At 38.2% G+C, this 26,008-nt stretch carries 26 protein-coding genes; 3 read left to right on the top strand and 23 right to left on the bottom strand.

All coding sequences use genetic code 11. From position 1 onward, the window contains the following. Nucleotides 1-182: 182 nt before the first annotated feature. The 22 genes from AC1Z3K_RS05510 to AC1Z3K_RS05405 form a co-directional block, all read right to left on the bottom strand. A complete protein-coding gene (locus AC1Z3K_RS05510) occupies nt 183-479 on the bottom strand; it encodes a DUF1292 domain-containing protein (protein WP_461732096.1) in 297 nt (98 codons plus the stop codon). 141 nt (nt 480-620) lie between these two features. Next, the gene (gene ruvX / locus AC1Z3K_RS05505; protein WP_426084715.1) at nt 621-1,049 is read right to left on the bottom strand and encodes a Holliday junction resolvase RuvX; all 429 of its coding nucleotides are present in this window, start codon (nt 1,047-1,049) and stop codon (nt 621-623) included. Then, nucleotides 1,046-1,315 (bottom strand): IreB family regulatory phosphoprotein, encoded by a 270-nt coding sequence (locus AC1Z3K_RS05500; RefSeq protein ID WP_426084714.1) that lies wholly within the window; start codon nt 1,313-1,315, stop codon nt 1,046-1,048. The genes ruvX and AC1Z3K_RS05500 overlap by 4 nt, the downstream gene beginning before the upstream one ends. Before the next feature lie 176 nt (nt 1,316-1,491). Then, on the bottom strand, nt 1,492-2,436 hold the full coding sequence (gene argF / locus AC1Z3K_RS05495; protein ID WP_426084713.1) for an ornithine carbamoyltransferase: 945 nt from the start codon (nt 2,434-2,436) through the stop codon (nt 1,492-1,494). Beyond that, nucleotides 2,429-3,583 carry an acetylornithine transaminase gene (locus tag AC1Z3K_RS05490; RefSeq protein ID WP_461732095.1) on the bottom strand — a complete coding sequence of 385 codons (1,155 nt, stop codon included), beginning with the start codon at nt 3,581-3,583 and terminating at the stop codon, nt 2,429-2,431. Before AC1Z3K_RS05490 ends, argF begins: the two co-directional genes overlap by 8 nt. Beyond that, nucleotides 3,580-4,332, bottom strand: a complete 753-nt coding sequence (argB, locus tag AC1Z3K_RS05485; RefSeq protein ID WP_461732094.1) for an acetylglutamate kinase — start codon at nt 4,330-4,332, stop codon at nt 3,580-3,582. Before argB ends, AC1Z3K_RS05490 begins: the two co-directional genes overlap by 4 nt. 15 nt (nt 4,333-4,347) lie before the next feature. After that, nucleotides 4,348-5,541 (bottom strand): bifunctional glutamate N-acetyltransferase/amino-acid acetyltransferase ArgJ, encoded by a 1,194-nt coding sequence (gene argJ, locus AC1Z3K_RS05480; RefSeq protein ID WP_426084710.1) that lies wholly within the window; start codon nt 5,539-5,541, stop codon nt 4,348-4,350. A gap of 12 nt (nt 5,542-5,553) precedes the next feature. Beyond that, complete coding sequence (gene argC, locus AC1Z3K_RS05475) at nt 5,554-6,582, bottom strand: N-acetyl-gamma-glutamyl-phosphate reductase (RefSeq protein WP_461732093.1); 1,029 nt, start codon at nt 6,580-6,582, stop codon at nt 5,554-5,556. Nucleotides 6,583-7,128: 546 nt separating this feature from the next. Beyond that, on the bottom strand, nt 7,129-7,827 hold the full coding sequence (locus AC1Z3K_RS05470) for a DUF554 domain-containing protein (RefSeq protein ID WP_461732092.1): 699 nt from the start codon (nt 7,825-7,827) through the stop codon (nt 7,129-7,131). A 122-nt stretch (nt 7,828-7,949) separates the two neighbouring features. Further along, on the bottom strand, nt 7,950-8,969 hold the full coding sequence (locus AC1Z3K_RS05465) for a lipid II:glycine glycyltransferase FemX (protein ID WP_461732091.1): 1,020 nt from the start codon (nt 8,967-8,969) through the stop codon (nt 7,950-7,952). 442 nt (nt 8,970-9,411) lie between these two features. After that, nucleotides 9,412-10,218 (bottom strand): MBL fold metallo-hydrolase, encoded by an 807-nt coding sequence (locus AC1Z3K_RS05460; protein ID WP_461732090.1) that lies wholly within the window; start codon nt 10,216-10,218, stop codon nt 9,412-9,414. 50 nt (nt 10,219-10,268) lie between these two features. Further along, nucleotides 10,269-11,135, bottom strand: coding sequence for a two-component system regulatory protein YycI (locus tag AC1Z3K_RS05455; protein WP_461732089.1), 867 nt, complete (start codon nt 11,133-11,135; stop codon nt 10,269-10,271). Then, entirely contained in the window at nt 11,135-12,442 is a 1,308-nt protein-coding gene (locus AC1Z3K_RS05450) for a YycH family regulatory protein (RefSeq protein ID WP_461732088.1), read from the bottom strand. Before AC1Z3K_RS05450 ends, AC1Z3K_RS05455 begins: the two co-directional genes overlap by 1 nt. After that, nucleotides 12,439-14,268, bottom strand: coding sequence for a cell wall metabolism sensor histidine kinase WalK (walK, locus tag AC1Z3K_RS05445; RefSeq protein WP_426084703.1), 1,830 nt, complete (start codon nt 14,266-14,268; stop codon nt 12,439-12,441). The genes AC1Z3K_RS05450 and walK overlap by 4 nt, the downstream gene beginning before the upstream one ends. A 6-nt stretch (nt 14,269-14,274) precedes the next feature. After that, nucleotides 14,275-14,979: a response regulator YycF gene (yycF, locus tag AC1Z3K_RS05440; protein WP_426084702.1), complete on the bottom strand. Its 705-nt coding sequence runs from the start codon at nt 14,977-14,979 to the stop codon at nt 14,275-14,277. 634 nt (nt 14,980-15,613) lie between these two features. Next, nucleotides 15,614-16,282 carry an MIP family channel protein gene (locus tag AC1Z3K_RS05435; RefSeq protein WP_426084701.1) on the bottom strand — a complete coding sequence of 223 codons (669 nt, stop codon included), beginning with the start codon at nt 16,280-16,282 and terminating at the stop codon, nt 15,614-15,616. A 156-nt stretch (nt 16,283-16,438) separates the two neighbouring features. After that, nucleotides 16,439-17,299: a DegV family protein gene (locus AC1Z3K_RS05430; protein WP_461732087.1), complete on the bottom strand. Its 861-nt coding sequence runs from the start codon at nt 17,297-17,299 to the stop codon at nt 16,439-16,441. Beyond that, entirely contained in the window at nt 17,296-17,859 is a 564-nt protein-coding gene (locus AC1Z3K_RS05425; protein WP_426084699.1) for a DUF1836 domain-containing protein, read from the bottom strand. Before AC1Z3K_RS05425 ends, AC1Z3K_RS05430 begins: the two co-directional genes overlap by 4 nt. Before the next feature lie 275 nt (nt 17,860-18,134). Then, nucleotides 18,135-18,902 carry a carbonic anhydrase gene (locus AC1Z3K_RS05420; protein ID WP_426084698.1) on the bottom strand — a complete coding sequence of 256 codons (768 nt, stop codon included), beginning with the start codon at nt 18,900-18,902 and terminating at the stop codon, nt 18,135-18,137. 254 nt (nt 18,903-19,156) lie between these two features. After that, nucleotides 19,157-19,813, bottom strand: coding sequence for a TIGR01906 family membrane protein (locus AC1Z3K_RS05415; RefSeq protein WP_461732086.1), 657 nt, complete (start codon nt 19,811-19,813; stop codon nt 19,157-19,159). Nucleotide 19,814: 1 nt separating this feature from the next. Beyond that, nucleotides 19,815-20,582 carry a TIGR01457 family HAD-type hydrolase gene (locus AC1Z3K_RS05410; protein ID WP_461732085.1) on the bottom strand — a complete coding sequence of 256 codons (768 nt, stop codon included), beginning with the start codon at nt 20,580-20,582 and terminating at the stop codon, nt 19,815-19,817. A gap of 2 nt (nt 20,583-20,584) precedes the next feature. Further along, on the bottom strand, nt 20,585-21,226 hold the full coding sequence (locus AC1Z3K_RS05405) for a YutD family protein (RefSeq protein WP_426084696.1): 642 nt from the start codon (nt 21,224-21,226) through the stop codon (nt 20,585-20,587). A gap of 450 nt (nt 21,227-21,676) precedes the next feature. Between AC1Z3K_RS05405 and AC1Z3K_RS05400 the strand changes: the two genes are divergently transcribed. Beyond that, entirely contained in the window at nt 21,677-22,315 is a 639-nt protein-coding gene (locus tag AC1Z3K_RS05400) for a DJ-1/PfpI family protein (RefSeq protein WP_461732084.1), read from the top strand. Between the two features lie 175 nt (nt 22,316-22,490). Here the strand turns inward: AC1Z3K_RS05400 and AC1Z3K_RS05395 are convergent, their stop codons facing one another. Further along, a complete protein-coding gene (locus AC1Z3K_RS05395) occupies nt 22,491-23,891 on the bottom strand; it encodes a bifunctional metallophosphatase/5'-nucleotidase (RefSeq protein WP_461732083.1) in 1,401 nt (466 codons plus the stop codon). A 270-nt stretch (nt 23,892-24,161) separates the two neighbouring features. Between AC1Z3K_RS05395 and AC1Z3K_RS05390 the strand changes: the two genes are divergently transcribed. Both AC1Z3K_RS05390 and AC1Z3K_RS05385 read left to right on the top strand, forming a co-directional pair. Next, nucleotides 24,162-25,199 carry a hypothetical protein gene (locus tag AC1Z3K_RS05390; RefSeq protein ID WP_461732082.1) on the top strand — a complete coding sequence of 346 codons (1,038 nt, stop codon included), beginning with the start codon at nt 24,162-24,164 and terminating at the stop codon, nt 25,197-25,199. 188 nt (nt 25,200-25,387) lie between these two features. Beyond that, the gene (locus tag AC1Z3K_RS05385) at nt 25,388-25,852 is read left to right on the top strand and encodes a methylated-DNA--[protein]-cysteine S-methyltransferase (protein ID WP_426084692.1); all 465 of its coding nucleotides are present in this window, start codon (nt 25,388-25,390) and stop codon (nt 25,850-25,852) included. Nucleotides 25,853-26,008: the final 156 nt, after the last annotated feature.

Here is a 26,008-nt window from a genome sequence, read left to right as displayed (position 1 = left end):
AAAACGCGGGCTAAAAATAACTTCTTCGATAAAAAAACTATTCTGTTTCATCTATGAATTGAATAAAAACTTCTTCAATCATATCCCTTTCAGCGCCTGTTTTGATTTGCTTAATTTTCCCTCAGTACCTTGAAGATAAAGAAAAAGCTAAGTCCTTATGTACCAAGGGCTTAGCTCTTATATTAGTTACCTTCTTCTTCACTCATGAAGGTATTGAAGACTTCTTCAATCATATCCCATTCAGCGTCTGTTTCAATTTGCTGCAGCTCGCCTTCTGTTCCTCCATCATTTTCAATGTAAGCATATGCTTGAAGCTCAACATCTTCATCTTCAGGTACTCCTGCTGGATATAAAAGAACGTAGTTTTTACCAAATTCTTCCTGACCATCAACAGTCAGCAGGATTTCATATAGCGTTTCATTTCCTTGCTCATCTACTAATGTGATATGCTCATGTCCTTCGTGGTTATGTTCTGTCATCATTATCTCCCTTTCTTTATTGAGAAAGCTGCTATACTTTTTTATCATTGACAGCTTCTCTAAAAAATTTGACAGCTGCTTTTTAGCTGGCATACCAGTATTTTACAACTGCCTTCTCTATTAGTAATTTCGTACACTGCATTAGTTGTTCTTGCCCGCACCATCTAAGTAATTCTGCAAAATCATCACAGCAGCAACTTTATCTATTACTTTCTTTCGTTTTGCTCTAGAAGCGTTTGCTTGTTCAACAAGCATGCGTTCTGCCTGAACCGTTGTCAAGCGTTCATCCTGATAGACAACAGGAAGCTGAAACAGCTCCTCTATTTGCTTACCATAAGCCATAGAAGCTTCTGCTCTAGGACCAATTGAATTATTCATGTTCTTAGGCAGTCCTACGACTACTTTAGACACTTCATATTCTTTAATTAGCTCGCCTAAACGCTCAAAACCGAATTGTCCTTCAGCTTCATTGATTCGGATGATTTCCACGCCTTGAGCTGTCCAGCCCAGCAAATCACTGACTGCCACTCCGACTGTCTTTGAGCCCACATCAAGTCCCATTACTCTCATTGAAGGTTAATACCATAGCTTGACAAGTAGTGCTTTACAAGCTCTTCCATAATTTCATCCCGTTCATGACGTCGAATTAAGTTCCGCGCATCCTGATAACGAGGAATGTAGGCCGGGTCTCCAGAAAGCAAATACCCTACAATCTGATTGATAGGATTATAACCTTTCTCTTCTAAAGCCCGATATACGGTAGCTAGAGTCTCACTCACTTCTTTTTTCCGACTTTCATCAAAGTCAAAACGTACTGTTTCATCTGTAAAACCCATGTATCTACACCTCTTTTCTTTCTATTCATACACATTCATTCTACTAGAAACTATGTAAAACTACAAATAAAAATTCATTTAATCCGAATCAATTTAAGTAAATATTAGAAAAAAGATTGAGCGGTTCCCTTTAGAGAACGCAACTCAATCTGATTTTTTATAAAAACAGCTGTATGTTATATAACACTTGTCTCTTTCATCACATTAGCCAGCAGTGCTTTTTGTGCATGTAGTCTATTTTCTGCTTCCTGGTAAATATAAGAATGACTGCCATCTATGATATCCGCTGACACCTCTTCTTCTCTGTGCGCTGGCAGACAATGCAGGAACATATAGTCAGCTTTTGCCTGTTGGACTAGCTGTTCGTTCACTTGATACTTGTGAAATGCCTTTACCCGTTCCTCCTGCTGTTCTTCGTCCCCCATACTTGCCCAAACGTCTGTAACAATAATATCAGCTTCCAAGACTGCCTCAGCAGGGTTTTCAGTCACCACAATTGTACTTCCTGAGACTTTAGCGTATTCTTCTGCAAGTGAGATAAAGGTCGGCTCGGGCTGATATCCGTCAGGAGAAGCAATTGAAATATCCATTCCCGCGATACTTCCTCCTATTAAAAAGGAGTGAGCCATATTATTGCCGTCGCCAATATAAGCCAGTTTCAGCCCCGTCAGCTTCCCTTTCACTTCATAAATAGTCATGAAGTCAGCCAATACCTGACAGGGATGGTGGTTATCTGTTAACCCGTTAATTACTGGAATGTCCGCTTCATCAGCCAGTTCCTGAACCATTTGATCAGAATATGTCCGAATCATAATGCCATCAACATATCCAGACATGACTTTAGCAGTATCCTTAACCGGTTCTCCCCTGCCCATTTGAGTAGATTTGCTGTCTAGAACAATCGCTTGACCTCCTAATTGAATGATGCCGGCTTCAAAGGATACACGTGTACGTGTGCTGTTTTTTTCAAAAATCATTGCTAGTATTTTTCCAGACAGCGTATCCTTATAGTCCAATGGTGCTTGCTTCATTTTTATTCCAAGCTGAATAATTTGATGAATGTCTTCCTTTGTTAATTCTGTTAAATTTAAAATACTTTTTCCATATAAGGCTTCACTCATTCTCCAATTCCTCCAATACCTGACAGATTTTTTCAATGCCAAAAGCAAGCTCTTCCTGCGTAATAGTCAGCGGCGGCAGCAGCCGCAAGACATTATTTCCTGCTTTCAAAACAACAATTTTTTCGTCAAGCAGGTTTGCTATTGCCTTCTCCAAACATTCCGGGCTAGCTAATTCAATACCAATCATTAACCCTTTTCCTCTAACTGCCCGAACATTTTCTGTATCAATCAATCGGCTGCTCAAGTATTCAATTGCTTTTTTTCCCTTTTCAGTAACTTCTGATAAAAATTCAGGCGAGCGAGTCCATTGCAGTACTTCTTTGGCTACACTCATGCCTAATTTATTTCCACCAAAGGTTGATCCGTGACTGCCTGGACCAAATGCTGAAGCAAGTGTAGATTTTCCAACCATTGCACCAACAGGAAAGCCATTGCCAAGCCCCTTTGCCAAGGTAAAGATATCCGGTTGAATGCCCCATTGCTGAAAGGCATAAAGACTGCCGGTTCTACCAATTCCAGTTTGAACCTCATCAATTATTAACAAAATACCTTTTTCCCTACAAAGCTGGGAAACCTCTGCTATCCATTCTTTTTCAGCTGGGATAATACCGCCCTCTCCTTGAATCAGCTCAAGCATGACGGCTGCTGTTTCTTCATATAGTGCCTCTTTCAAATCAGCAATGGAATTATACGGCAGATAAACAAATTCGGGCAACAGAGGATAATAGCCTTCATGAATTGACTTTTGGCCAGTAGCACTTAAAGCGCCAAAGGTTCGTCCATGGAAAGATTGTAAAAAAGTAATTATTTTCTTTTTCCCAGTAGCTTTTCTCGCTAGCTTTATAGCGGCTTCATTTGCCTCAGCTCCGCTATTACAGAAATAGGAAAGATAGTCTTCCCCGTCTGCCAGCAGCTTTCCTACCTCTTCTTGCAGGCTATTTTCATAGAGATTGGGCGTATGCCAAATTTGCTCCGCCTGTGTCTGCAAGGCTGTATTCAACGCTGGATGATGATAGCCTAAGTTCATCACACCAATGCCGCTGGTTAAGTCAAGATAAGCATTTCCTTCTTTATCAAAAAGATGTTGTTTTTCTCCCCCTACAAATTCAATAGACTGTCTTTTATAATTAGGAAACAAATGGGTCATAGCACACGCTCCTTCCCTAAAATACTCGTTCCGGCTTTTAATATGCTATTGGTAATATAAACCGTATTTACTCCATTTCTAATCGCTTTTTCAGCGCTTTTTACTTTAGGAATCATTCCCCCTGTAATCGTTTCTTCTTCAATTAACTGATCAATCTCCGTTAATGCGATTTCTTCAAGGAAGTCTCCACTCTTTAGAATCCCTGCAACATCGGTCAATAAATATAGTGCCTCTGCATTAAGCGCCGAAGCGATATGGCAAGCTGACTCATCTGCATTAATATTTAACCAATTATCTGAGGTTGTCATCCCTAATGGAGCAACAACTGGTATATAGTCTTTATCCAGCAAATCTTCCAGCAAGGTTGTCTGAATTTTTGTGACTCTTCCTACGTGTCCTAACAGCTCTTTATCCAGATATTCCCCTAAAATGATTTTTGCACTAGAAGTATTCAGTCCGACAGCTCTCAGTCCTTCCTGTTGAAAACGACTAGTAATCATGGGCTGTACTTGACCAATTAGTACCATTTGACTGATTTTCAGCACCTCATCCGTCGTCACCCGCAGCCCATTTTTTTGGCAGACAGGCACATTCAACTGAGTCATCATACTAGATATGTAATGACCGCCGCCGTGAATAATAATCAATTTCTTTCCCACTGACTGCCAAAAATGAATTTGTTCAAAAAAACTCTCGGTCAGTGTATCACTCGCTGTTCCGCCTATTTTTATAACAATTAAATTATCCATGGTTATACTCCTTCTTCACGTATGATACAGTGCATTTATTTCTACATATTTATAGGTCAAATCACAACCCCAGGCAGTTCCCTCATTTTGTCCATCGTGAAGATTCACCGTAATTATAATCTTCTTCTGTAAAAGAATTTCCTGCATTGCTTTTTCGTCAAACGGTTGGGGCTGACTTGCAAGCAGCACTGTCTGATTGCCGATACTGATATCCACCTTTTCAGGATCAATAGAAGAATCTGCATAACCAATCGCACAGATAATTCTCCCCCAGTTAGGATCGGCTCCAAACATTGCTGTTTTTACCAGAGAAGAACCGACAATTTTTTTTGCAATCATTCTGGCTGCTAAACGACTGGAAGCATTTTGAACTTGAGCTTCAATCAGTTTTGTAGCCCCCTCCCCGTCCTGAGCAACCATCTTTGCCAGCTCCTCCATGACCCGTCGCAGCATGTTTTTAAAAATCAGGCAGGCTTCAGTATTCTTTTGGATCTCTGGTATGCCTGAGGCACCATTTGCCAGAACTAGAAGCATATCATTTGTAGATGTATCTCCATCTACAGTAATTTGATTAAACGTACAATCTGTCATTTCTTTTAACATATCTTGCAGCAGCAGCTTAGAGATTGCCCCATCTGTTGTAATAAAAGCCAGCATCGTAGCCATATTCGGATGAATCATTCCTGAGCCTTTGGCAACACCAGCCACCCTTACAGTGTAGCCCTCTATCTGCGCTTCCAGTACAATCTCTTTTGTTTTAGTATCCGTTGTTAGAATTGCTTCATGAAAAGCCTCCGGTGTTCCTTCCAGTACACTTAACTCTGAAATTCCGGTTGCTACCTTATCCATTGCCAACTCTTTACCAATCACACCAGTAGAAGCAACTGCAACTTGATTTTTAGAAAGTCCAAGCTTTTCAGCAGCCAGCTGCTGCATCTCTTCAGCATGCTGTAGCCCTTTTTTTCCTGTACATGCATTGGCATTTCCAGAATTGACAATTACAGCCTGAAGTCCGCCATTTTCCAATGCCTGTTTACTAACTTGAATAGGTGCTGCCTTAACCGCATTTGTTGTGAATACTGCCGCAGCAGTTGCAGGCGTATCTGAGTAAATCCAGCCAATATCCTTACGTTTTCTTTTAAGCCCACTATGTACGCCGTCTGCATAAAACCCTTTGGGCGAAGCAATTGTACCAGTAATCTTTTTCATTTTCATATCTCCCTACGGATAGATTGGCAGCTGCAGCAGCCCGGCTGTCTCTGGAAAACCAGCCAGTAAATTCATATTTTGAATAGCCTGACCTGCTGCTCCTTTACCTAAATTATCGATAGCTGTGACAATAGTCACTGTATCTGTTTCCTCATTTACTGCCAGACCAATATCGCAAAAATTGGTGCCGACTACCTGTTTTAGTGTTGGAAAAACATTGTTCTTCTGAATTCGAATAAACGGATGATTCTTATAACATGTTTGATAACAGTCAAGCAGTTGATTGATTGTCTGTTTTTCCTTTAGCTTTCCATAAGCTGTCATAAAAATCCCTCTTGTCACCGGAATCAGCGATGTTGTAAATTGAATGGCTTTCAGCTTAGGCGTCCATTGTTGAAATTGTTGAATAATTTCTGGTATATGCTGATGTGTATTTACCTTGTAAACACTCATGTTTTCATTTGCTTGAACAAAATGACTTGTTGGCGCTAGTGCTTTGCCGGCACCTGAAAGACCCGATTTTCCATCAATAACAATAGAATCTAAAATGATCTGATGCTCTTTTAACAGAGGAGCAAACGAAAGCTCTGCCGCCGTTGCATAGCAGCCCGGATTAGCAATAAACTTTTTTGACGAATCTGTCCGAAACTCAGAAAGACCATAATCAAATTTTTGAATCCAAGGATAATGTGTTTCATCACTGTGGTACCATTTTTCATATGCACCTCTTTCTCTCAAGCGGAAATCACCAGAGAGATCGATAACAGGAAAATCATTTTTGATAAATGGCAGTGCCAGTTCTTTGGAGAAGCCTGATGGTAATGCAAGGAAAACGACATCACTTATTGCCATTATACGTTCATGATCAATAGCCTCTAAAGGCAGCGACAGTAAACCTTGTAAATAGGGATGTATCTCATCAATAGGCTTTCGCTCTGTTCGGCTGTGAACAGATACTAGCTCGGCATAAGGATGGGCATGAAGATAGCGAATCAATTCCAAGCCGCTATATCCTGTTGCACCAATGATTGAAACTTTCATACGTTTTCACCTCATCACTTTCATTTCTCATAAAAAAAGATGTTTTTCACATTATAATTTCAGAAACACAGTAAGTCAATGGTTTTTTATAAGTTTTATTCAAAAAAAAGAAAAATTATGCATTTTACACCCTGGAAAATTGAATATTATTCTAAATTATGCATTTCATATACAAAAAGAAAATATAATAATAATATGATATCTTCCATTCAATACTGATAACTGATGTTCTAAAAGTAGCTTCTTTGGAGATAAATTGAACATATAATGAGAATCGCAAGGAGCTATTTTCTCTTATTTCACAAAGCAGAGCATTTGGGTCACAACCTCCTCGAAAAGCAAAAAAGGTATAACAAACGTAGTTCTTTCGGAAATTATCCGAGCCCGCTTGTTATACCTTTTTTCAAACTATCCAACGGCTATTCTAAAACCGCTTTATTGAAGCTGAATGTACTAATTAATCATGATGGTATTCTCTATTTTATTTTTCTTTGTTTTAATCTCTAAATGGTTTAACGTGCACATCTATCAAAAAATATTGAATGATTACAAATAAAATTGTCCTACAATCAAAAGTACTAAGATAACGATTCCCGGTAAATAGTTTGAAACTCTGATTTTTGTTAATCCAAGAATATTCAAACCAATCGCCATAATCATCAAGCCGCCAATTGAACTGATGCCAATCATCAACTGATCCAATAACTCTTTTGGTACATACTTCATTAGCAGACTTGCAGCTAAGGTGATTATTCCCTGATAGATTAACACTGGAAAAGCAGAAAACAGGACACCTACACCTAGTGTTGCGGTCAACATGATTGCCATAAAGCCATCCATAACGGATTTTGTAAATAACGTTTGATGGTTGCCGGAAACGCCGCTTTCAATTGCACCTATAATTGCCATAGAACCTATCAAAAAAATCAGCGTGGCGGTAACAAAGCCCTCTGCGAAATTACTTCCTGGTTTCGCAAACCGTTTTTCCAAGTAGAGACCAAACGTATTCATTCTGTCTTCTATTCTGAAAAACTCTCCCATCATCGCTCCTAGACACAAGCTGATTAAAATGAGGATAAATGAGTTTGCCTTAAAAGACATCTGCAGCCCCAACACAATAACACCTAAACCAATCCCCTTGGTAACTGTGTCTTTCGTTTCTTCTCGAAGATTCCGAAGGACGGCACCAAAAAAACTGCCGATAATAATAGCTAAAGCATTTACAATAGAGCCTAATAAAATCATTTTTTCCCCTTCTCCAAAAGAGAGCCGCTATCTTCCCGCTACAACTTCTCTTTTTCGTCCGCTTAATATGACCTTATTATAGCACTAAATTTTCAGAATATTTCATCTAAATTACAGAAAAACTATTTAGCAATAAATCTTTGATACACTTCTTGATTATAAACCTTATCCAATTCTCCAATGTACTCTGTTGGCTGTCCAGGGCGAATAAATCCATGCTTGAACTGATAAAGCCCATCCTCATTGGTTAAGTCGAAAACACCGCCAAAATCATAGGCTTCCTTTCCTTCTGCCAATGCCCACTTAATACCTTCCCAGTTCATTAAATAAGGAGCCATCAGAACTTGATTTTCATGTGTACTGCCGGCGTACATGTACCAAACCTTATTTCCTGATAAAAAACAGAGACCTCCTGCATCAGGAACACCATCGATTAAAATCAAAATGATTTTCATTTTTCCAGAGTCTAAAAACGATTCAGCCAGACGGATAAAATAGTTTCTCGGACGATAGGAAATTCCATGTCTTCTGCTTGTCGTTTCATATAATGTATAAAAAAGAGCCAAATCTTCCCAGTCAGAAGAACCCCTGCTTGTTAGTCCTTTTTTCTGAGCATAACGGATACGGTACCTTGTTTTTCCATAAAAACTGCTTAAAATTTCTTCCTCAGTTCGTCCCCTTAGTTCCAAAAGCATATTGTAGCGGGGCTGAATTGTTTCCTTTCCAGCCACTTCCCGATTTCTCACCAATAAATTGGTTTGTTTAAGTGCTAGATTTAGTTCCTCAGAATAAGGAAATTCAGGGTCCATCCGCAGCAGAAACACCTTTCTTTTTGCCAGTTCAGCTTCTGCTTCTTCAACTAATCGTTCTATGTACGCTATAGACACTTCGTTCATCACAGGTCCTTTTGCCGCGTAGGCAAACGATTCTTCGCCCATATTTTGAATCGTTAAAATCGACATAGCTGCTACTATTTCACCTGCCTCCTCCAAATAAACATAGAGAGGTTCCCAGTTATTTTTTACATGGCCCCAGTCCGTTTCCTGAGTAATTGAACTAAACCGGGCAGTTTCTATAAATTGATTGTATCTCTCACAGGCTTGCTTATCTTTATGGTTAATCACAGGCATCGTTTTTACCATCCTTTATTCTTCTTTTAAAAGAGAATAACAAGGCCAACTAAAATTAAACTTAAAATAATACGCTTCATAAAAGAAACAGCAAGACGTCAAATTGTCTTGATAGGATAAAAACTGAACGAGCTTGGTCAGCCCACAAGCAAATGGACTTGGCGCTTTTTACCAAGTCACTTCCGTCCAGCTGCCGAAATCACTCGCTTCGTTTCTTTTTATGAAAAAAAGAACTTGAAAAAAACCAGAGATTCTCTGTTTTTTCATTCCAAGCTCTTCATTTGTATTCAGTTTTTTCTTACCAGCAAAACTTGATGCAGCACCAAGATAGATAAAAGTGTAGGACAGGCTTCAACGTCCATTCGTCTCACACTCTTTACTAATCTTAAATTCAAATAAGTGATTCATTTCAAGGCTATTTTAAGATGTTCGTCTCTCTACCCTTAATAGCAAACTAAATAGAAAACAGCTCCGTTGATGCCTCAGGATCGGTATCGTAAACGTTGAACGTATGCCCCACACCTAAGCCGTATTCGGTTAAAATGGAGCTCATAGCCATCTGAGCTAGTTCTTTCATGTTGTTCTCTTTGCTTAAGTGACCGAGGTAAATTCTTTTCGTTTTCGGTCCGATAACATCAGCCATTACCAAAGCACCGTCGTCATTCGAAAGATGTCCCTGATCTCCTAGTATCCGCTGTTTCAGACTCCACGGATATGCTCCTGCACGAAGCATGCCCAAGTCATGATTGCTTTCAATAAGGTAAGCATCTGCATCCCGTACTGTTCCACGGAGGTGATCACTACAATACCCTGTATCTGTCAAAATAACAAACGACCGGTTTTCCTTATAAAATCGGTAAAACTGGGGTGCCGCCGCATCATGGGAAACGCCAAAGCTTTCAATATCCATATCCCCTAAAGTTAATACCTTGCCCATTTCAAAAATATGCTTTTGCCCAACATCAACTTTTCCAATCATCGGATCCATTGCCTGCCAAGTTTTTTCATTTGCGTAAACATCCAGTTTATACTTTCTAGCTAGAACACCCACTCCATGAATATGATCTCGGTGCTCATGAGTAACCAGCACTGCATCTAAATCCTCCGGCTTACGATTAATTTCCGCCAGCAGAGAAGTTATTTTCTTCCCGCTTAAACCAGCATCAACCAAAACTTTCTTTTCCTTTGATTCTATAAAAAGGGAATTGCCTGTGCTGCCGCTGGCAAGAACACTGACATTAAATGCATTTTCCTGACTCATTTCCTACGCTTCCCTTCGTTTATTCTCTACAGCAATCTATTATACAATTATCACTCGTCTTTTTCCACCCTGATCACCGTATTACTAGAAATAATCGTATTGCTCATTGCATTAATCTGTTCTACCTGTAATGTCGTTTCATTAGAAGAAATACCAACAAACCAGACTGGAACATAGACATTTTTGTCACGAATTTTATAGATTCTTGAATAAGCCAGCTTTGTAAATGTAATGCTTGAATTACTCGGTATTTTATTATTAATATACAATGTTTCGACTGCATCTCTTTCGGAATACAGCTCTGATTTCTCTCTCAGTTCTTCAATATTCTCAATATGCGACTGTGTATACTTATTAATCTTCAGCAAATCATCCGTCTCATTTTTTTCCAATGACGCCGTAAGCTGTGCTGTTCCATCATTAAATGGGATTCCTCCATAGGACTGAGCAGCAATCAGTTCAGGAAAATCTCCATTTAAATTAGAAAACTGCGGGAGATATTGATATTCCGAGCCAAATAGTACACTGTCATTGTCATTTAAAAAACCTGTAAAGGTATCGCCTACCTCTGTCGGGTCAACATAGTGATTGGACGGATAGTTGATTAATCCGTTATCGGTAATTTCAACGTTGTACCAGAAAAAAGTATTATCCCCTCTATCAATTCTCTGCTGATGAATAGTATCTGTAAAATTTGTCTGCTCTCCACTTAAATAATACCCGTGGGAGCGTTTGACAGATAGCTCCCCTTTATGCTTAATATTCTCTTTTTTCAGTCTGCTGTCCAAGCTTTCCGTCTGATCTGAGTAGGACATGTTATTTTCATCCTTCAGTCCTTCCCGGTAAATGCTGAACAAAAATATATTGACTCCTAAAAATACTAGAAAGAAAATCCACTCGATTCGTTTAAAGTCCATTACTCCACCTCCACGGTTGCAAGTTTTTCTAATAACTCGCCTTCTGGATACCATTGGTCTTTATAAAGAATATACCATTCCGGAGTTAAATCAACGACTTGGGTGATTCCTTCGATTGTTTGCCAAGTATACCCAATAATCAATGACTGAATATCGTTTTCATCTGCGCCAGCATAAACTAGTTCAGAAAGTAAATCAGAAGTGTTCATTAGAGTAACTTCTTCTTCTGATGGAATTGGCACCTGAATCATATCGAGACTTGTATTGATTGTGACATTAGGCTGATCTGTATTTTGCTTATCAACCGCCACCTTAACCTGCCCCTTATTATTCTCACTAAAAACTGGAAATCCTTCAACAAAGGTACGATAGGTCATTCGATTACCTGACCGGTCAAAATAGCGAACATTGCCGATATTACCGCCAAGCTTTTTCACATATTCAAAGCTGTCGGAGTAAATGGTGTGCTCTTCAGCTGTGCGCTCTAAGCCGCCATTGAAATATAAAACATTAGTCTTTTCCTCAACTCTTAAATTTTCCGTTCCGCTTGTATAGAGTAAATCCTTGCTGTCATCATTCGTATGAACATCTTCAGAATTATTAAAGAAGGCATTTCTAAAAAGAGACACAGGTTGTGAGGCCAAAATGTAACTATACTTTTTCAACCTTAAATCTGTGACCATATAATATTGCTTCTCTGCAATTACCGTCCGTTCAGCCACGCTGAAATAAGCAACACTCTCTTTATCCAGTAGCTGTTCGACAGCTGTTTTATTAATGGAAATATGGGTTGTATATACATTCCAATTGGACAAATCAAAAAATAAAATAGTACCTTCAGTATAATTAATCTGGATTCGGCTAAAGACTAAAGGATCATCCTCAGAAAAAGCAGAAAGATCGATATCAATATCAAAGGTTGATAAATACTCTCTAAGGGAGAATTCACCCTCATACAGAAGCTCAAAGTCATTTTTTTCCAGATAATGGTTGTTGTACTCCTCTTGGTTGCTCTTAACTAAAGTATCTAGCTTGCCAAAGCTGCTGTCACTGATCACCCTTTGAACAGAAGCAATTAAGCTTTCACTGGTACTAATAAAAAATGCATCTTCTTTTGTACGAACCAAACGAATTGGTAAAAATGCATCACTAGCAGCACGCTCTTTAACTGCAGCAGCTACTTGCGTTTCCGTTTCCGGTCTAGGCTCCTTTACAGAAGAACTAATCCAAATGATTGTTGAAAAGTACAAGCTCAACAGAACCATTATGATCAGTCCGGCACGAATTAATTTTTCAAAAAGGTTCATTCCCACCATTCCTCCTCATAAGGTTCATACGGTAGAGAAATATAAAATGTCGAGCCTTGCCCTTCTACACTTTCTACCCAGATAGAGCCATTGTGCGCTTTGATTGCTTCTCGGGATATGGCCAAGCCTAGTCCTGTTCCTCCCTGTGCTCTGGCTCTAGCCTTATCTACCCGATAAAAACGTTCAAAGACTTTCCCTAAATCTTTCTTAGGTATACCTAGTCCTCTGTCCGTTACACTAAAGATGACCGTACTATGTGTTTCAATGAGGCGGCAGACAATTTCGCCGCCATCGGGAGAATATTTTATGGCATTATTCATGATATTATCCAACACTTGAATGATCTTATCCGTATCAAGCTCTACCCATAAGGCACGCTTAGTAAACTCACGACGAATTACAAACTTCTTTTCACCGCTTTCCACCATCATATCAAAACGGTCCAGAACAAAGCTAATTAGTTCATTAAAGTTAACATACTCCAGCTGCAGCTTCGAATTTCCTGAATCCATTCTAGACAAATTCAGTAAATCATTAATCATTCGAATCATCCGATCCGTTTCTTCAAGTGTTACCTTCAAAAAATTCGGTGCAACCTCAGGATTTTCCCAAGCACCTTCATTTAAAGCTTCAATATAGCTTCGCATACTGGTTAGCGGTGTACGCAGCTCATGGGATACATTGGAAACGAATTCCCGTCGTTCCCGCTCATTCTTTTCCTGCTCCGTTACATCATGAATCACACAAACCAAACCAGTAATAAAGCCTGATTCCCGACGAATCATTGCGAAATCAACTTTTAAAATCATCTGATCTTCAGGTGCTTCTGAAGAAGAACGATCGAGCAGCAGCTCGTCAGGCTCTTCTAAAAGAGTACGCAGCGTATATTCCTCCTGGATATCTAAAAGCTCTAAAAGGGGCATACCAATAGCATCCGCTGCAGGCATATTAAGCAAGGTTGTAGCCATGTCGTTAATAGTAATAACTTTTCCCCGGCGATCCGCAGCAATAACACCATCTGTCATATGGGTGAGGACACTATCCAGCCGATTCCGCTCAGATTCCATTGTTTCCTGAGCTTCCTCCACCCGTTCACTCAGCTGGTTAAAGGTTTCTGCCAGCTGTCCAAGCTCGTCTTTACCGTATACCTTTACTTTCCCGCTGTAATCCCCGCGTGCAATGCGCAGTGCCTGTTCCTTCATCTCGCCAATTGGCTGAGTAATTGAACGGGCAATCAGCAAAGTAACAATGACTGAAATTACACCCGCCATCAAAGAGGCTGTAAAGAAGATTCTGGCAATGTTCGTGACTTCTTCGTACTTATTCTGTATATTACTTTTAACATAAACAGCCCCGATGACCGTATCACCAGCCGGAGAGTATATAGGCTGGACATTAATATAGACACGTTTTCCGTTTTCTACCACAGGATATTTCTTACTGCTGAAATCATTTAAATCCCGATATTCATTTTTCTTTCCAATCAGCCCTTGCAGGTTCAAATCACTAATAGCCCTGATGTTTCCTTTATCATCAATGACTCTAACCTCCAGAAATTCTGAGTTGGAGAAGCTGCTTACAACACGTTTAAGATCGGCATCGACTTCTTCACGGTTATTGTCTTCATTTCCAAGAGGCGTACTCAGTGAATTAACCAATTGAGTTACCTGTAAGTCAACATTTCTTTTATAATCATTAATCGTAGTTGTTTCCAGCTCACGAATAAAATACCCCCCAATGATTTCTATCGCAATCAAAAGGAGGAGGATAAATGAAATAGCTATCTTAAAATTTACTGACTGAAAAAAGTTAACCTTTTTTCTCATAATTCATTACTCCTGTTCAGGGTTTCTTAAATAGTAGCCAACACCTCTACGAGTCACTAGATAGGTTGGATGACTTGGGTTATCTTCAATTTTTTCCCGCAGTCTCCGAACTGTCACATCCACCGTTCGCACATCGCCAAAATAGTCATAACCCCAGACAGTCTGTAACAAATGCTCTCTTGTCATCACTTGACCAATATGTTTTGCTAAATAAAACAGCAGTTCAAACTCACGATGAGTTAATTCAATTTTTTCGCCGCGCTTGGAAACCATATATGCATCAGGATGAATCGTCAAATCTCCAATTGTCAGCTCAGAAGGAACTGTCTCTTCCGCTTCTTTAACACTTGCTGCTCCCCGACGCAGATTTGCTTTCACACGGGCAACCAGTTCACGATTTGAAAATGGTTTTGTTACGTAATCATCTGCACCTAATTCCAGCCCTAGAACCTTATCAATTTCAGAATCCTTCGCAGTAACCATAATAATTGGCATATCATAGGTTTTACGAATCTCACGTGCTACTTCCAGCCCGTCTATTTTTGGCAGCATCAAATCCAGTAAAACCAGATCCGGCTCTTCTTCTTTAACTTTTTCTAATGCTTCTTCTCCATCATAGGCAGTAAACACCTCATAGCCTTCTTTAACAAGATTGTATTTAACAATCTCTGAAATTGGCTTTTCATCATCTACAACTAATATTTTTTTCATAAAGAGACACCTCTTTTTCTTCATTCATACTTTTGCAGTATTTTTTCCATTATACCTCATTTTCTCAAGTCTTTCACCTTTGCCCGCTGATTTCTCTCATTTCAGACCATCCATTTAGCAAAATCTTATAAGAAACTGTTTTTATAGCGCATTATTTCAAGGGTGGGACAGAAACAGTTACCTTCAAGCACCAGGTAGGTACTTTTCAACATCGGTTCTACTTACGCAGGAAGTAATCACAGTGATTCAAAGCACCAAAAAAGAATTTACAAAAATGACAGGAAACACGAAGGTAAACCATTCGATGTTGATTGATTTCTACCTGGTACTCTACAAATGCTAGCTAAATCCCGGCTTGTTGCCGAAGAAGTTGCTCCTGCGGTTACTCGTCTCAGTTAAATGCTTCGTGCGTGCTCCTGCAGTTACTCGTCTCAGTTAGGTGCTCGTATGTGTTACTATCTCATCATTTCTTCGGATTTAAGTCTACTAAAAGACTGGGAATTTAGTTATGTCCCAGACTTTGTCATTTGAAACAGACTCACTGAATAGCCAGAAATACAAAAAAGGAATGAGATATATGGAATCCCATTCCTAAAAATTACATACATGTAGATACTAATACGTCAATCAGTAACTATTCGCCTTCTGTATCTAATACATATTTGGCCACTAAAGCTGCCAACAAACCACCGATTAATGGTGCTACAATAAATACCCATAATTGTGACAACGCATCGCCGCCAGCGAATACAGCTGGTCCCAAGCTTCTTGCCGGGTTAACTGAAGTACCGGTTAGAGGAATCCCAACTAAGTGAACCATTGTAAGTGTTAAACCAATAACGATTCCAGCAAGATTTGCGTTACCCTTTTTAGCACTAGTCACCACCATGATAACTAAAACAAAAATGAATGTCAGAATAATTTCAATAGCCAAAGCACCAATAGCAGTGAATTCACCGAAGCCGTTTTGACCTAAATTGGCTGTGCTTGCATCGCTGCCGTTCAAAATCATTAATAAAGTAAATGAAGCCAATAAAGCACCGATTACCTGCCCAACAACATAATAAATAAATTCCTGAGTGGTGATCCGTTTGTTTACCCACATCCCTAGTGAAACAGCTGGGTTTAAATGTGCACCGGAAATCGTACCAATACTATAAGCAGCGGCAACGATTGTTAACCCAAAAGCTAAGGCAATTCCTGTCGTACCGATTCCATCCATACCATTTCCTAAAACTGCTGTAGCTGTACCGAAAAAGACTAAAATAAATGTTCCAATAATTTCTGCAATTCCTTTTTTCATGTGTTTCTCCCCTTTCAAACAGTATTGAGTTTAACATAACTACTGTTTTTTTCAATACCTTTTCATGAAATTTTCATATAAAAAGCGAGATTTATTATCTCGCTCATAGTTTACCTATATTTTAAATTTCTAGCAATTATTTGAACTGTTTTTTTATCAATCATCCAACAGCTGGATCCCGATTCCCAATAATCCTGGTCCCGTATGCACAACTAATGCTGGACTAATTGTACCAAAATAGATTTCTTCAGCCTGTGGAAAATTATCCTTGAGCTTCTGATAAAAGCTTCTTGCTTCCTCTTCCGCTTGACCATGAGCCACCGCCAAAACCACTTTTTTATGTGTTCCGATGAACTCTTTAATCAAGTTAAAAGCCTTCTCCAGACTTTTCTTTCTTCCTCTTGCTTTTGCAACGGTGTAATAAACACCTTGTTCATTACATGAAATGATTGGATTCAGCTTTAATGCATTTCCTAAAATGGAGGCGACTAAGCCGATTCGGCCACCCTTTTGAAGATACTCAAGTGTAGCTACATTGAAATACACTGTAGCTTTTTCCACATTTTTAGTTGTCTGCAGCTTAAGTTCTTCCCATGATGAACCACGCTCAAGCATCTTGGCTGCTTCTATCACCTGAAGTCCGCTGCCAATTCCTATATTTTTCGTATCTAATACAAAGGTTTCCAAAGAAGTAAATTCTTCACTAATCAAACGGACAATATTATACGTACCACTAAGTCCACTAGAAATCGTAATGGCTAGTACCTTTTCATAACCGTCCTCTTTAATTTTTTCAAAAATCTTAGTAATCGTTTCCCCATCAGGTAAAGAAGTACTTGGGATTTCCTGAGGTAGACGTTCATAAACCTCTTCTGGTGTAATATCTACTTTATCAGTATACACTCGATCTTTATAAATAATTTGTAAGGGAATCACATAAATGCCATATTTTTCAACCAATTCCTCCGGCACATCAGTTCCAGAATCTACAAGTATTGCTATTTTTTCTTTATTCATTGCTCTTTCTCCATCTTCTTCAAGTATAGTTGTTCTAATTCAATAACCCTTTCACTGAACATTTTAGTAGCAAAAGACAAAGTCGCAGCTTTTACTACCAGAAATTCTACCGGTATAGGTTCATTAAATGCCGGTGTCGGCTCTTCTCCTAGTGCTTGAGAGACAACTACTCTTAATGCGTTTTCCTGTTCGCTACAAAACAGATTATATGCTTCCCGAATGCCAACAGCAGCTCCTTGAAATAGGATGCCCTCTTTGATTTCCGGAATTGTCAACACTTGCTTTAGCAGAGTGATTGCAATTAAAAAAGCTAAATGCTTCTGATTATACCGCTTCTTTTTAGGTGCTGGAATCAACCCCAGCTTAACATAATTATTAACCATAGAAGATGTCAATAATGTATGCTTTTCTGATGTAATCAGCGGAGATAGATATTTTTCTACCAGCGTAATCACCTGATCCATATAAAGTTCAATATCCGGAAGCTCATGCCATCTAGGTAAATGTATATTTCTTAATTCTTCTCCCCAGTCTTTTAATGAAGCTTTGATATCATCCAAAAAAACACACCACCTTTTTCTTATAAAAGATTAACATACTTACAAAAATTATTCAATCTAGTTTTTGAAACTACATGAAATTTTAAAAAAACTGAGAACCTCTTTAAAGTAAAAGCATTCTCAGCTTACATAAATTTGAAGGATATGACAGAAAAGACACTGCCTTCATAAATGGGAAGGAAAAAAAGACGATTAAACTGTTTATTCAGCTTTTAACAAAAAAGAGTTTGGACACTAAGCTATGTGAAATGTGCTCAAGCTCTGTGTTGCTTTTCTTATTCTGTATATGCAATAATCGCTCGGTCATTCAACGGCTGAATTTCTCTATTGTTATGAGCGTACAGCTTTTTGAAAGACTTAATTTGTTCCTTCGATACTTCCACCGAATTTTTCATAACATACCATTCTACATTCTCACTCAATGGCGGCGTAGTCAGTGATCCCAGATAATGATAATAGCTTTTATTTTCAGGAAGCATCTCATTTAAATCAGTGATTGGCTCTGTTTTTCCATTGTTAACGTTATCCAACACCTCTTGAAATCCTTTGTTTTCTGCTCCTTCCTTGAAAAAGACGCCAATCACCGCAAGTCGACCATCCTGAGCCTTATTTACAAAGTGTACCTCCATCGGGTAATGCTTCCCATCGATTGTATGCTCACTTTCTGCGTGAAAATGAAATTGTGTTAGTTCAAAATTTCGTCCGTTAATTTCTGCTTTCCCGCCATCTTCTATTTGGATACTATGACCATTGTTTTCAGCATTAGTAATTTCAATACCATAATCTAAGACAATTGTTCCCAAATCCGGGCTCATATTTTCAACCTCGCTGGTTGGAATATCAATCGGCGACTGCATCTTTTCAGAAACAAACTCCCACTCATCCTGATGATCATAGTCAATATGCTCTTCTTTATTCACCTGATTCATTGAAGACGTAGTTGAAGTTTCCTTATTGTCGCTTAGTTCTTTTTGATTAGTTGAGCAGGCACTTATAGAAAAAAGAGCACCAGCGAATAAAATAGCTGTAAAAATATTTTTCATTCTAAAACCCCTATTCTTTTATTTTATTGATTAGTATACTCCTTTCATTTTGAATTTTACAGCTATTTTTATAACAGGTTTAAAAGTCAAATAGAATATTAATTAATTCAAAAAAACCAATAGCCATAAAATGACCATCGGTTCCTATAATTTCTCTTATTTGTCTTAAAGAAGCAACTTCGAGCGAATACAAACTGGCTGAAGCATCCAGAAAGAAAAAGCAAATCACAGCGTAAAGTTTGTGTTTACTTTATCTATTCTGTATCTTTAGCTGCTGTTTTTAATTGAATTTTTCCACTTCGATAAAGTAGAAAAAGCAGGCCTTCTAATAAAAGAAAAAATAACAAAAAACAGTGCATAAAGAATTCTTCCGGAAGCACATTGATAATTGGATCTGTTGCTGGATTAAACAGCCAAGCATCGTTATTAAAAAAAAGACTATGGAACTGTACAAAGAATTGGTCAAAACCAATGAGCATCAAGAATAGAAAGACTACTGGTATAATCATGCCAATCTGGCTAGGGCGCATTAGCCGCCAAAGCCAGCCTTTTTTCTTTAAGTAGCGTAAAAAGACTATAGCAGGAACAATCGTAATCAGCAATACACTATAGTTAAGTAAAAATAGGCGCTTCACTTCATAAAAATGAAAAGCTCCACTTTGAGAAACCGGAAAATCAGATAGCTTTAATGTCTGAATAAACGGATTATTCAAATATTTCATCAGTTGATCAAAATTTTCCAACAACTCCTTTTTTCCAATTGTTGTATAGTCTAAAATATCTAAAAAATCAATATCCAAAGCATACAACGGTCGAAAATTGATAGTTATTGTAATACATAAAGAAAGCACTGCCAAAAAAAGACAAATGAATCCCAGATATTCCAAGGCAATTTTCTTCTTTACTCCCATATCAGACATCCCACTCATCTAATGAAGCAATTGTATAGGTTGCTGGAATTGGCAGATTGGGCACATCTTCTTTTTGAGTGAAGCCTGAAAGTACCAGCAGTGTGTCGATATCATTTTGGATACCTGCTTGGATATCCGTTTCATAGTTATCCCCAACCATTAGCACGTCAGATTTTTTTAAGCCCATCACTTTAACCGCTTCGTTCATGATGATTGCATTTGGTTTACCAATCATAATTGGTTTACGCTGAACAGCAGTTTCCACTAAAGAAATCATTGAGCCTGCACCCGGCAAAAGTCCTCGTTCTGTTGGAATATTTTTATCTGGATTCGTTCCAATAAAGACAGCTCCCTTACGAATCGCTAAGGTTGCCTTAACAAGCTTTTCGTAAGTAATCTTTGTATCTAATCCAACCACTACGTAATCAGGCGTTTCTTCATCCCAAACAAAGCCAGCTTCCAAAATCAAATCAATTAAACCTGACTCTCCGATGACATAAACTTTATTTCCAGCACCTTGCTCCTTCATATAGTCAATCGTAGCTAGGCTAGCTGTATAGATGGTCTGTGGTGCGATATGAATATCAAATTCCATAGCCAGTCTTTCTGCCACAGCTTCTGGTGTTTTGGTTGTATTGTTTGTCACAAACAGAAAGGGCTGCTCAGTTTTCTGCAGCCTCTCTACAAAACGTTTTCCCGCCGGTATAATGTCTTTGCCAAGATAGATTGTTCCATCTAAATCTATCAAATATCCTTTATATTTCTTCAAAATTATTGCCCCTCACGCTGACGAATCGTAAATGACCGATTATTCGTTTCTTTTTTCGCTCTTCCATTATCTGCTGCCGGCTTGTCATTATTCGAATTCTCTTTTCTGTTCCGAATAACCGGTTTATTTTTCTTTACAGTATTTTGGTTCTGAACAGGTGCTTTTTTTTCATCGGTATGCGCCTGATTACGATAGTTGCTTCGCTTGTTTCGTTTTCTGCGCGGATTTTGTTTTTCTTTTCTTTCACCCACACGTTCAATCACAAAATAAGCACAGCCAAAATTGCAGAATTCATAAAGATAGTCTTCAAGTGCATCAATGCGCTGATCCGGCGAGGCTTTACGGTTAGTTGTTGAAAAAAAACCTTTCAATCTTAACTGATCGTAGCCCCAGTCACCTACAATATAATCATATCTGGATAAAATATCGCTGAAACGTTCACCAATTTTTTCAGCATCAAAAGCGTCACGATGATCCTTTACAAGTACATACTGACGGTCACCAATCATTAACTGGCTATCGTCAAGAAGCGTCACGATTTCACCCTTTTTTTTCGTTTTTGCTGGTTCTTCTTCATTTATATTTTCAATTACAGCTGTTAACTCCGCTGTCAATTCATTCTTTTCTTCAGTTTTTTCTTCCATGTCTTCACCACCTGTCGTTCATTATAGCATATTTTATAAAACAATATCTTAGCTTTGAAAGGCTAACTTTAGTTTTTTTTAAATCTAAAAAAAGAGTAACATCTATCTACTACCTAAATCAAATTTCTTCTACACAAAGAGCTACCTTCAGCTTTTAGAAACTATGGTTTCTATACTTGAAATCATTTCTTTAACAACAATCTGAATAACAAAAAGATTCTCGTCTATTTTTCCATAAAAAGTAGAAATTTCAAATATGTCTGCCAACTTTTATGCATTTATATGCTTCTTATTTGAGAAGTGCCAAAAGAATGCAGCAAATCTACCTCTGCTCTTTTAACAGCTATCTTTCAAGATTTCTTTTTATTTTAGATTGTTGCCATACTGGTGTCAACAATCACTTGATATAATAAAAAAGTAATTACCAAACAATTAAATGGAGGAAAACTTATGACTACAATCTATATTTACGTTCTTGACACTTTAGCTGACTGGGAAATGGGACATCTTATCTCGGAACTAAATTCTGGTCGTTTTTTTAAAAAAGGAGCAAAGCAAGTAACACTTAAAACAGTAAGTTGTTCTAAAGAGCCAATTAAAACAATGGGCGGAGTGACAATAGTACCTGATTGCGTAACAGAAGATATTATCACAGACAAATCAAGTGTATTGTTATTACCAGGTGCAGACACATGGAATGACTCCAAACATCATGCTGTTATCGAGAAAGCAGAGGAGTTCCTTTCTTTAGGTGCTACAGTTGGAGCAATATGTGGCGGGACTACTGCGCTGGCCAACTTTGGGCTATTAGATACATTTACCCATACAAGTAACGGGGTAGGATTTTTAGAAATGGTTTCTCCTAATTACAAAGGATCAGGCTCTTATATAGATGAGCCATCTGTAGTGGACAACAACCTTATTACTGCAAGCTCCACAGGATCTTTATTATGGACGAAGCAAATCATTGAGCAGCTGGAAGTTTTCCAAGCAGATACATTAGAGGCTTGGTATAACTATTTTAGTACTGGCAAGCCTGGATATTTTTTTGAGCTCATGCAATCCTTACCCGCTAATAACGAAAATTAGTCTAGCGATTTTTTGTTGAATCTGAACATAAAAGAGTTTTGAGATCAAATGATGATGTCCAAAGCTTTTTTTGTTCAGATAATATACAGATTTACGCAACATTTTGCCATTAAGCATGCAGAATCTCATCATTTTCCATAAGTATAATTTCTTATTTACCTAGTTTTTACGAGAGCTACTTATTGTACGTTGCTTTTTTATCAATTGGATAGCAGCGTCGTAAATAATCCCCAAAAACATTTCTAAGGAACTCAGGAAATAAAAACTCAATTTCTCCTGCAATTTCTATAGTAGGAAAAAAAGGAATAAATAAATAATGATCAATCGTAGTCAATGTATAGTTTTGATTGTCAACAACAGCTTGGCCATTCCAGTACACGCTAGCATCAGCCTTATCATAAGATATTCCAGTATACGAAATATCCCCAAAAATTTTTCCTCTAAAGCCCATACCAACAATAGGAAATTTTCTTAAAAAGTGCCGGTTTTTCTCCATCTCTCTGACTAAACGGGTTAATTCTTTTCCATTTAGCGTCACTCGTATCAAGTGCATCGGATGAGGAAGCACTTGATGAAGATTTTCTTCAGTAACCAGCCCTTTTGATAAATCGTCTAAAAATAGACCCGTATTCAAAACAGCGGCTTCTGTCCCTCCTCTTTTCTTTAAAGCATTAAGAGCTTGAAAAATCAATGGGTGCTCACTATCCAGTACATTTGAAAAAGTATAAGGGAGGTCAGCAACCTGCTTCTGTTTTAAAAGATTGTGCCCTTTTTCCAAGTAGGAAGAGATTTCCGCTTCATCTTCCGGTAACGCTAAAAAGTCTTCTGTAGGCAACGCCTCTGCACTGGTTTGAACAATCACTCCATCTTCAAGAAGCAAATGAACCTCGCCAACATATTGTCCAAACTTTCCTGCAGCTGACAATTGTGTATGATTAATTTTTTCTCCATGCCGAAAAAGATGATGGGTATGTGACCCAAGTAAGACATCAATCTCAGGGTAGTTTGTAGCAATTTTCATATCGTTGTCTATACCTAAATGACTCAGCAGAATCAGAACATCACATTGCTGGCGAACCTCGCTAATAAGCTGAGGCAGCACGTCATCCACTCCACGAATATCCCAGCCATTAGGTTTATAAGTAAGTGGAAAAGGAGCTGTCAAACCTATCAAACCTAGTCTGGTCTTTTGAGCTGTTGCTAAAATTTTATAAGGAAGCGCCCACCTCGGTCGTTTTCCAGTATCTAAATCAAAAAGATTTCCCAGCAATATATCAAAATTTGCTTCATCATAAAGATGATTCAACTGTTTTTTTGAATTTCCCACACCTTCGTTATTACCAATAGTGGCACCATCATAGTGAACAGCATTCATCAATTCAACATTTGCTGTTCCATTTGTAGCCTCTGTCAACGGATGCCAGCGATCAACAAAATCTCCTAAATCAACAACAAACGTAGACTGCTTTGGTGTAGAATTTTCCTTCCTTTTATTCAGCAAGAATCTTCTGATTTTCGGCCAGTTTTCAAAATGAGAATGCAAATCATTCGTATGCAGCAAAATAATTTCTTCCATCTCTTCTCACTCCACTCTTAAATAACTTCCTTAATAGTATCATACTTCAAAATATTCCGTGTTCTCTACAGATTTTACATAGAATAATTTGCTTTTCCAGATAATTATGACACTTATATCCATTTTTAGCCATATTCCCATCTACCGAAAATAAAAAAAATACATTTTAAATGATATTTTATATAAAGAGTACTTTATTTACGGTATAATTATTTTTAAAGCAATAGTTATTTTCTGTAAACACAATAATTAGAAAAATGGGGGATTTCGATGATGAAAAGTGTTTTCATTCTAGGAGTTATTATTTTGCTTGTTCTGTTATTTGCTGCACCTGGTATAACTTTGGGTTTAATAGGCCTTATTGGTATAATCATCTTCGGCGTGCGCTTTGCCTATTTTCGGTCTAAGAATCATGCGAAAAAAGCAAAAAAATCAGCAATTATAGCCGGTATAGCAGCGATTTCTTTCACCGTAGGATTGATTTTAACTCCATCTACTGAAACAGCAACAAAGCAATCAGAAATAAAGAACGAGACCAAAAGTGAACAAGTCACTAAGAAAAAAACAAAACAGACTACTGATAAATCTGAAATAAGGCAACTGACACTGATTCTAGATGAAGCTACAGAAAGTGATAGCAACGGAACCGTGTTGATTAAAGGTAAAACAGAACCTCACGCAACGGTCTATCCTTCTTCTAAAATCAGTACTAAAAAACAGGCAGATGCTGATGGTTTTTTTGAATTAACCTATGAATTATCCGATGACTCTGAAACGGAATTGAGCATCGTATCAGAGCTAGATACTCAGACAACTTCAAAGAAAATAGTCCTTAAGCCTTCTGCTGCTTTTGTCGCAGTCAAACAAGCTGAGAAAGAAGAACAACGGCTTGCAGAAGAATTGAAATTAGCGGAAGAACAAAGAAAATCAGAAATTGCTCAGCTAACTGCCGATGCAGAAGTCGCTGTTAAAAACGCTGAAAATAATCAAAATCGAGAGCACTACGATAAAGCAATTGCTGCGGTTTCGTCTATTCCTGATGGAAACGAGGAGCTATCTAACAGATTAGCAGCAGTTGAAACTGCTATTCATGCTCAAGAAGAGCAGGAGTCCTTAGCAGCTGCTGAAGAAGCTCAACAAGCTGCTGTGGTACAAGAACAGCAGCAGGTAGCTGCAGAGCAAACGGTACTGGTTACACCAACAGGAAAAAAATATCACACTCATGTATGCGGCAGTGGTGACTACACGCCTACTACCTTACAAGAAGCAATAAATCGAGGATTAACAGAATGTGCAAAGTGCTACTAAGCTGACTAAATCAAGTTTGAATTTAGCCATATCCTGATTCATTATTCTTAAGTTTTATATGAAACGAAGTAGAGATACAGCTGCTTCGTTTTTATAGAAGAAAAACTGTAATAATTTACCTGTTCATAGTATATTACGCTTTAATTTATCGTATAATAGAAAAAATATGTGTTTGTGGAGGACACTTTATGAAAATTGAAACATCAATTGGCAGCATCTGGCTGAATGGAAACGATTTAGGTCTAACAGAAGTCTCCTTCTTTCCAATTGAAAGTCATGTGACAAATCAATGGACAGAACAAGCGGCGGAGGAACTATGGTCCTACTTTTCAGGAGATTTAAAAACCTTTTCAACACCGCTCTATTTTGAAAAGGGTACTGATTTTCAACAAAAGGTATGGCAGGCGCTAGCTGAAATTCCATTTGGAGAAACACGCTCCTATTTAGACATCGCTAAAGCTGTCAGATCTGAAAAAGCGGTCAGAGCGATTGGTCAAGCTAATCGGAACAACCCTTTACCCATTATTATTCCCTGTCATCGTGTAATCGGTAAAAATGGTAAACTGACTGGTTACATGGGAAAAACAAATGAGGAAGGTTTATCGATTAAGTCCCACCTTTTGGAATTAGAGGGGATACAGATTAACTACTGAATAATTATCAACTGGTAAAAAGGTGATTATCTATCCTACTTGCTTATTTTATCTATTAAAGAAATTAATCAGTAGAAAAAATGACCTTGAAAAGCTAAAGTTTTACTTAGGCTTTTCAAGGTCATTTGACTTTTAATTCATTTATTATTTAGACGT

This window comes from Enterococcus sp. LJL128 (genome assembly GCF_056924295.1).
The sequence above is the reverse complement of the archived record's forward strand: the minus strand, read 5'-3'. Positions and strand labels throughout refer to the sequence as shown.

Coding starts and splice junctions, on each gene's coding strand:
- AC1Z3K_RS05510 (WP_461732096.1), bottom strand. CDS start 479: ATGACAGAACATAACCACGAAGGACATGAGCATATCACATTAGTAGAT.
- ruvX (WP_426084715.1), bottom strand. CDS start 1,049: ATGAGAGTAATGGGACTTGATGTGGGCTCAAAGACAGTCGGAGTGGCA.
- AC1Z3K_RS05500 (WP_426084714.1), bottom strand. CDS start 1,315: ATGGGTTTTACAGATGAAACAGTACGTTTTGACTTTGATGAAAGTCGG.
- argF (WP_426084713.1), bottom strand. CDS start 2,436: ATGAGTGAAGCCTTATATGGAAAAAGTATTTTAAATTTAACAGAATTA.
- AC1Z3K_RS05490 (WP_461732095.1), bottom strand. CDS start 3,583: ATGACCCATTTGTTTCCTAATTATAAAAGACAGTCTATTGAATTTGTA.
- argB (WP_461732094.1), bottom strand. CDS start 4,332: ATGGATAATTTAATTGTTATAAAAATAGGCGGAACAGCGAGTGATACA.
- argJ (WP_426084710.1), bottom strand. CDS start 5,541: ATGAAAAAGATTACTGGTACAATTGCTTCGCCCAAAGGGTTTTATGCA.
- argC (WP_461732093.1), bottom strand. CDS start 6,582: ATGAAAGTTTCAATCATTGGTGCAACAGGATATAGCGGCTTGGAATTG.
- AC1Z3K_RS05470 (WP_461732092.1), bottom strand. CDS start 7,827: ATGATTTTATTAGGCTCTATTGTAAATGCTTTAGCTATTATTATCGGC.
- AC1Z3K_RS05465 (WP_461732091.1), bottom strand. CDS start 8,969: ATGGTAAAAACGATGCCTGTGATTAACCATAAAGATAAGCAAGCCTGT.
- AC1Z3K_RS05460 (WP_461732090.1), bottom strand. CDS start 10,218: ATGAGTCAGGAAAATGCATTTAATGTCAGTGTTCTTGCCAGCGGCAGC.
- AC1Z3K_RS05455 (WP_461732089.1), bottom strand. CDS start 11,135: ATGGACTTTAAACGAATCGAGTGGATTTTCTTTCTAGTATTTTTAGGA.
- AC1Z3K_RS05450 (WP_461732088.1), bottom strand. CDS start 12,442: ATGAACCTTTTTGAAAAATTAATTCGTGCCGGACTGATCATAATGGTT.
- walK (WP_426084703.1), bottom strand. CDS start 14,268: ATGAGAAAAAAGGTTAACTTTTTTCAGTCAGTAAATTTTAAGATAGCT.
- yycF (WP_426084702.1), bottom strand. CDS start 14,979: ATGAAAAAAATATTAGTTGTAGATGATGAAAAGCCAATTTCAGAGATT.
- AC1Z3K_RS05435 (WP_426084701.1), bottom strand. CDS start 16,282: ATGAAAAAAGGAATTGCAGAAATTATTGGAACATTTATTTTAGTCTTT.
- AC1Z3K_RS05430 (WP_461732087.1), bottom strand. CDS start 17,299: ATGAATAAAGAAAAAATAGCAATACTTGTAGATTCTGGAACTGATGTG.
- AC1Z3K_RS05420 (WP_426084698.1), bottom strand. CDS start 18,902: ATGAAAAATATTTTTACAGCTATTTTATTCGCTGGTGCTCTTTTTTCT.
- AC1Z3K_RS05415 (WP_461732086.1), bottom strand. CDS start 19,813: ATGGGAGTAAAGAAGAAAATTGCCTTGGAATATCTGGGATTCATTTGT.
- AC1Z3K_RS05405 (WP_426084696.1), bottom strand. CDS start 21,226: ATGGAAGAAAAAACTGAAGAAAAGAATGAATTGACAGCGGAGTTAACA.
- AC1Z3K_RS05400 (WP_461732084.1), top strand. CDS start 21,677: ATGACTACAATCTATATTTACGTTCTTGACACTTTAGCTGACTGGGAA.
- AC1Z3K_RS05395 (WP_461732083.1), bottom strand. CDS start 23,891: ATGGAAGAAATTATTTTGCTGCATACGAATGATTTGCATTCTCATTTT.
- AC1Z3K_RS05390 (WP_461732082.1), top strand. CDS start 24,162: ATGATGAAAAGTGTTTTCATTCTAGGAGTTATTATTTTGCTTGTTCTG.
- AC1Z3K_RS05385 (WP_426084692.1), top strand. CDS start 25,388: ATGAAAATTGAAACATCAATTGGCAGCATCTGGCTGAATGGAAACGAT.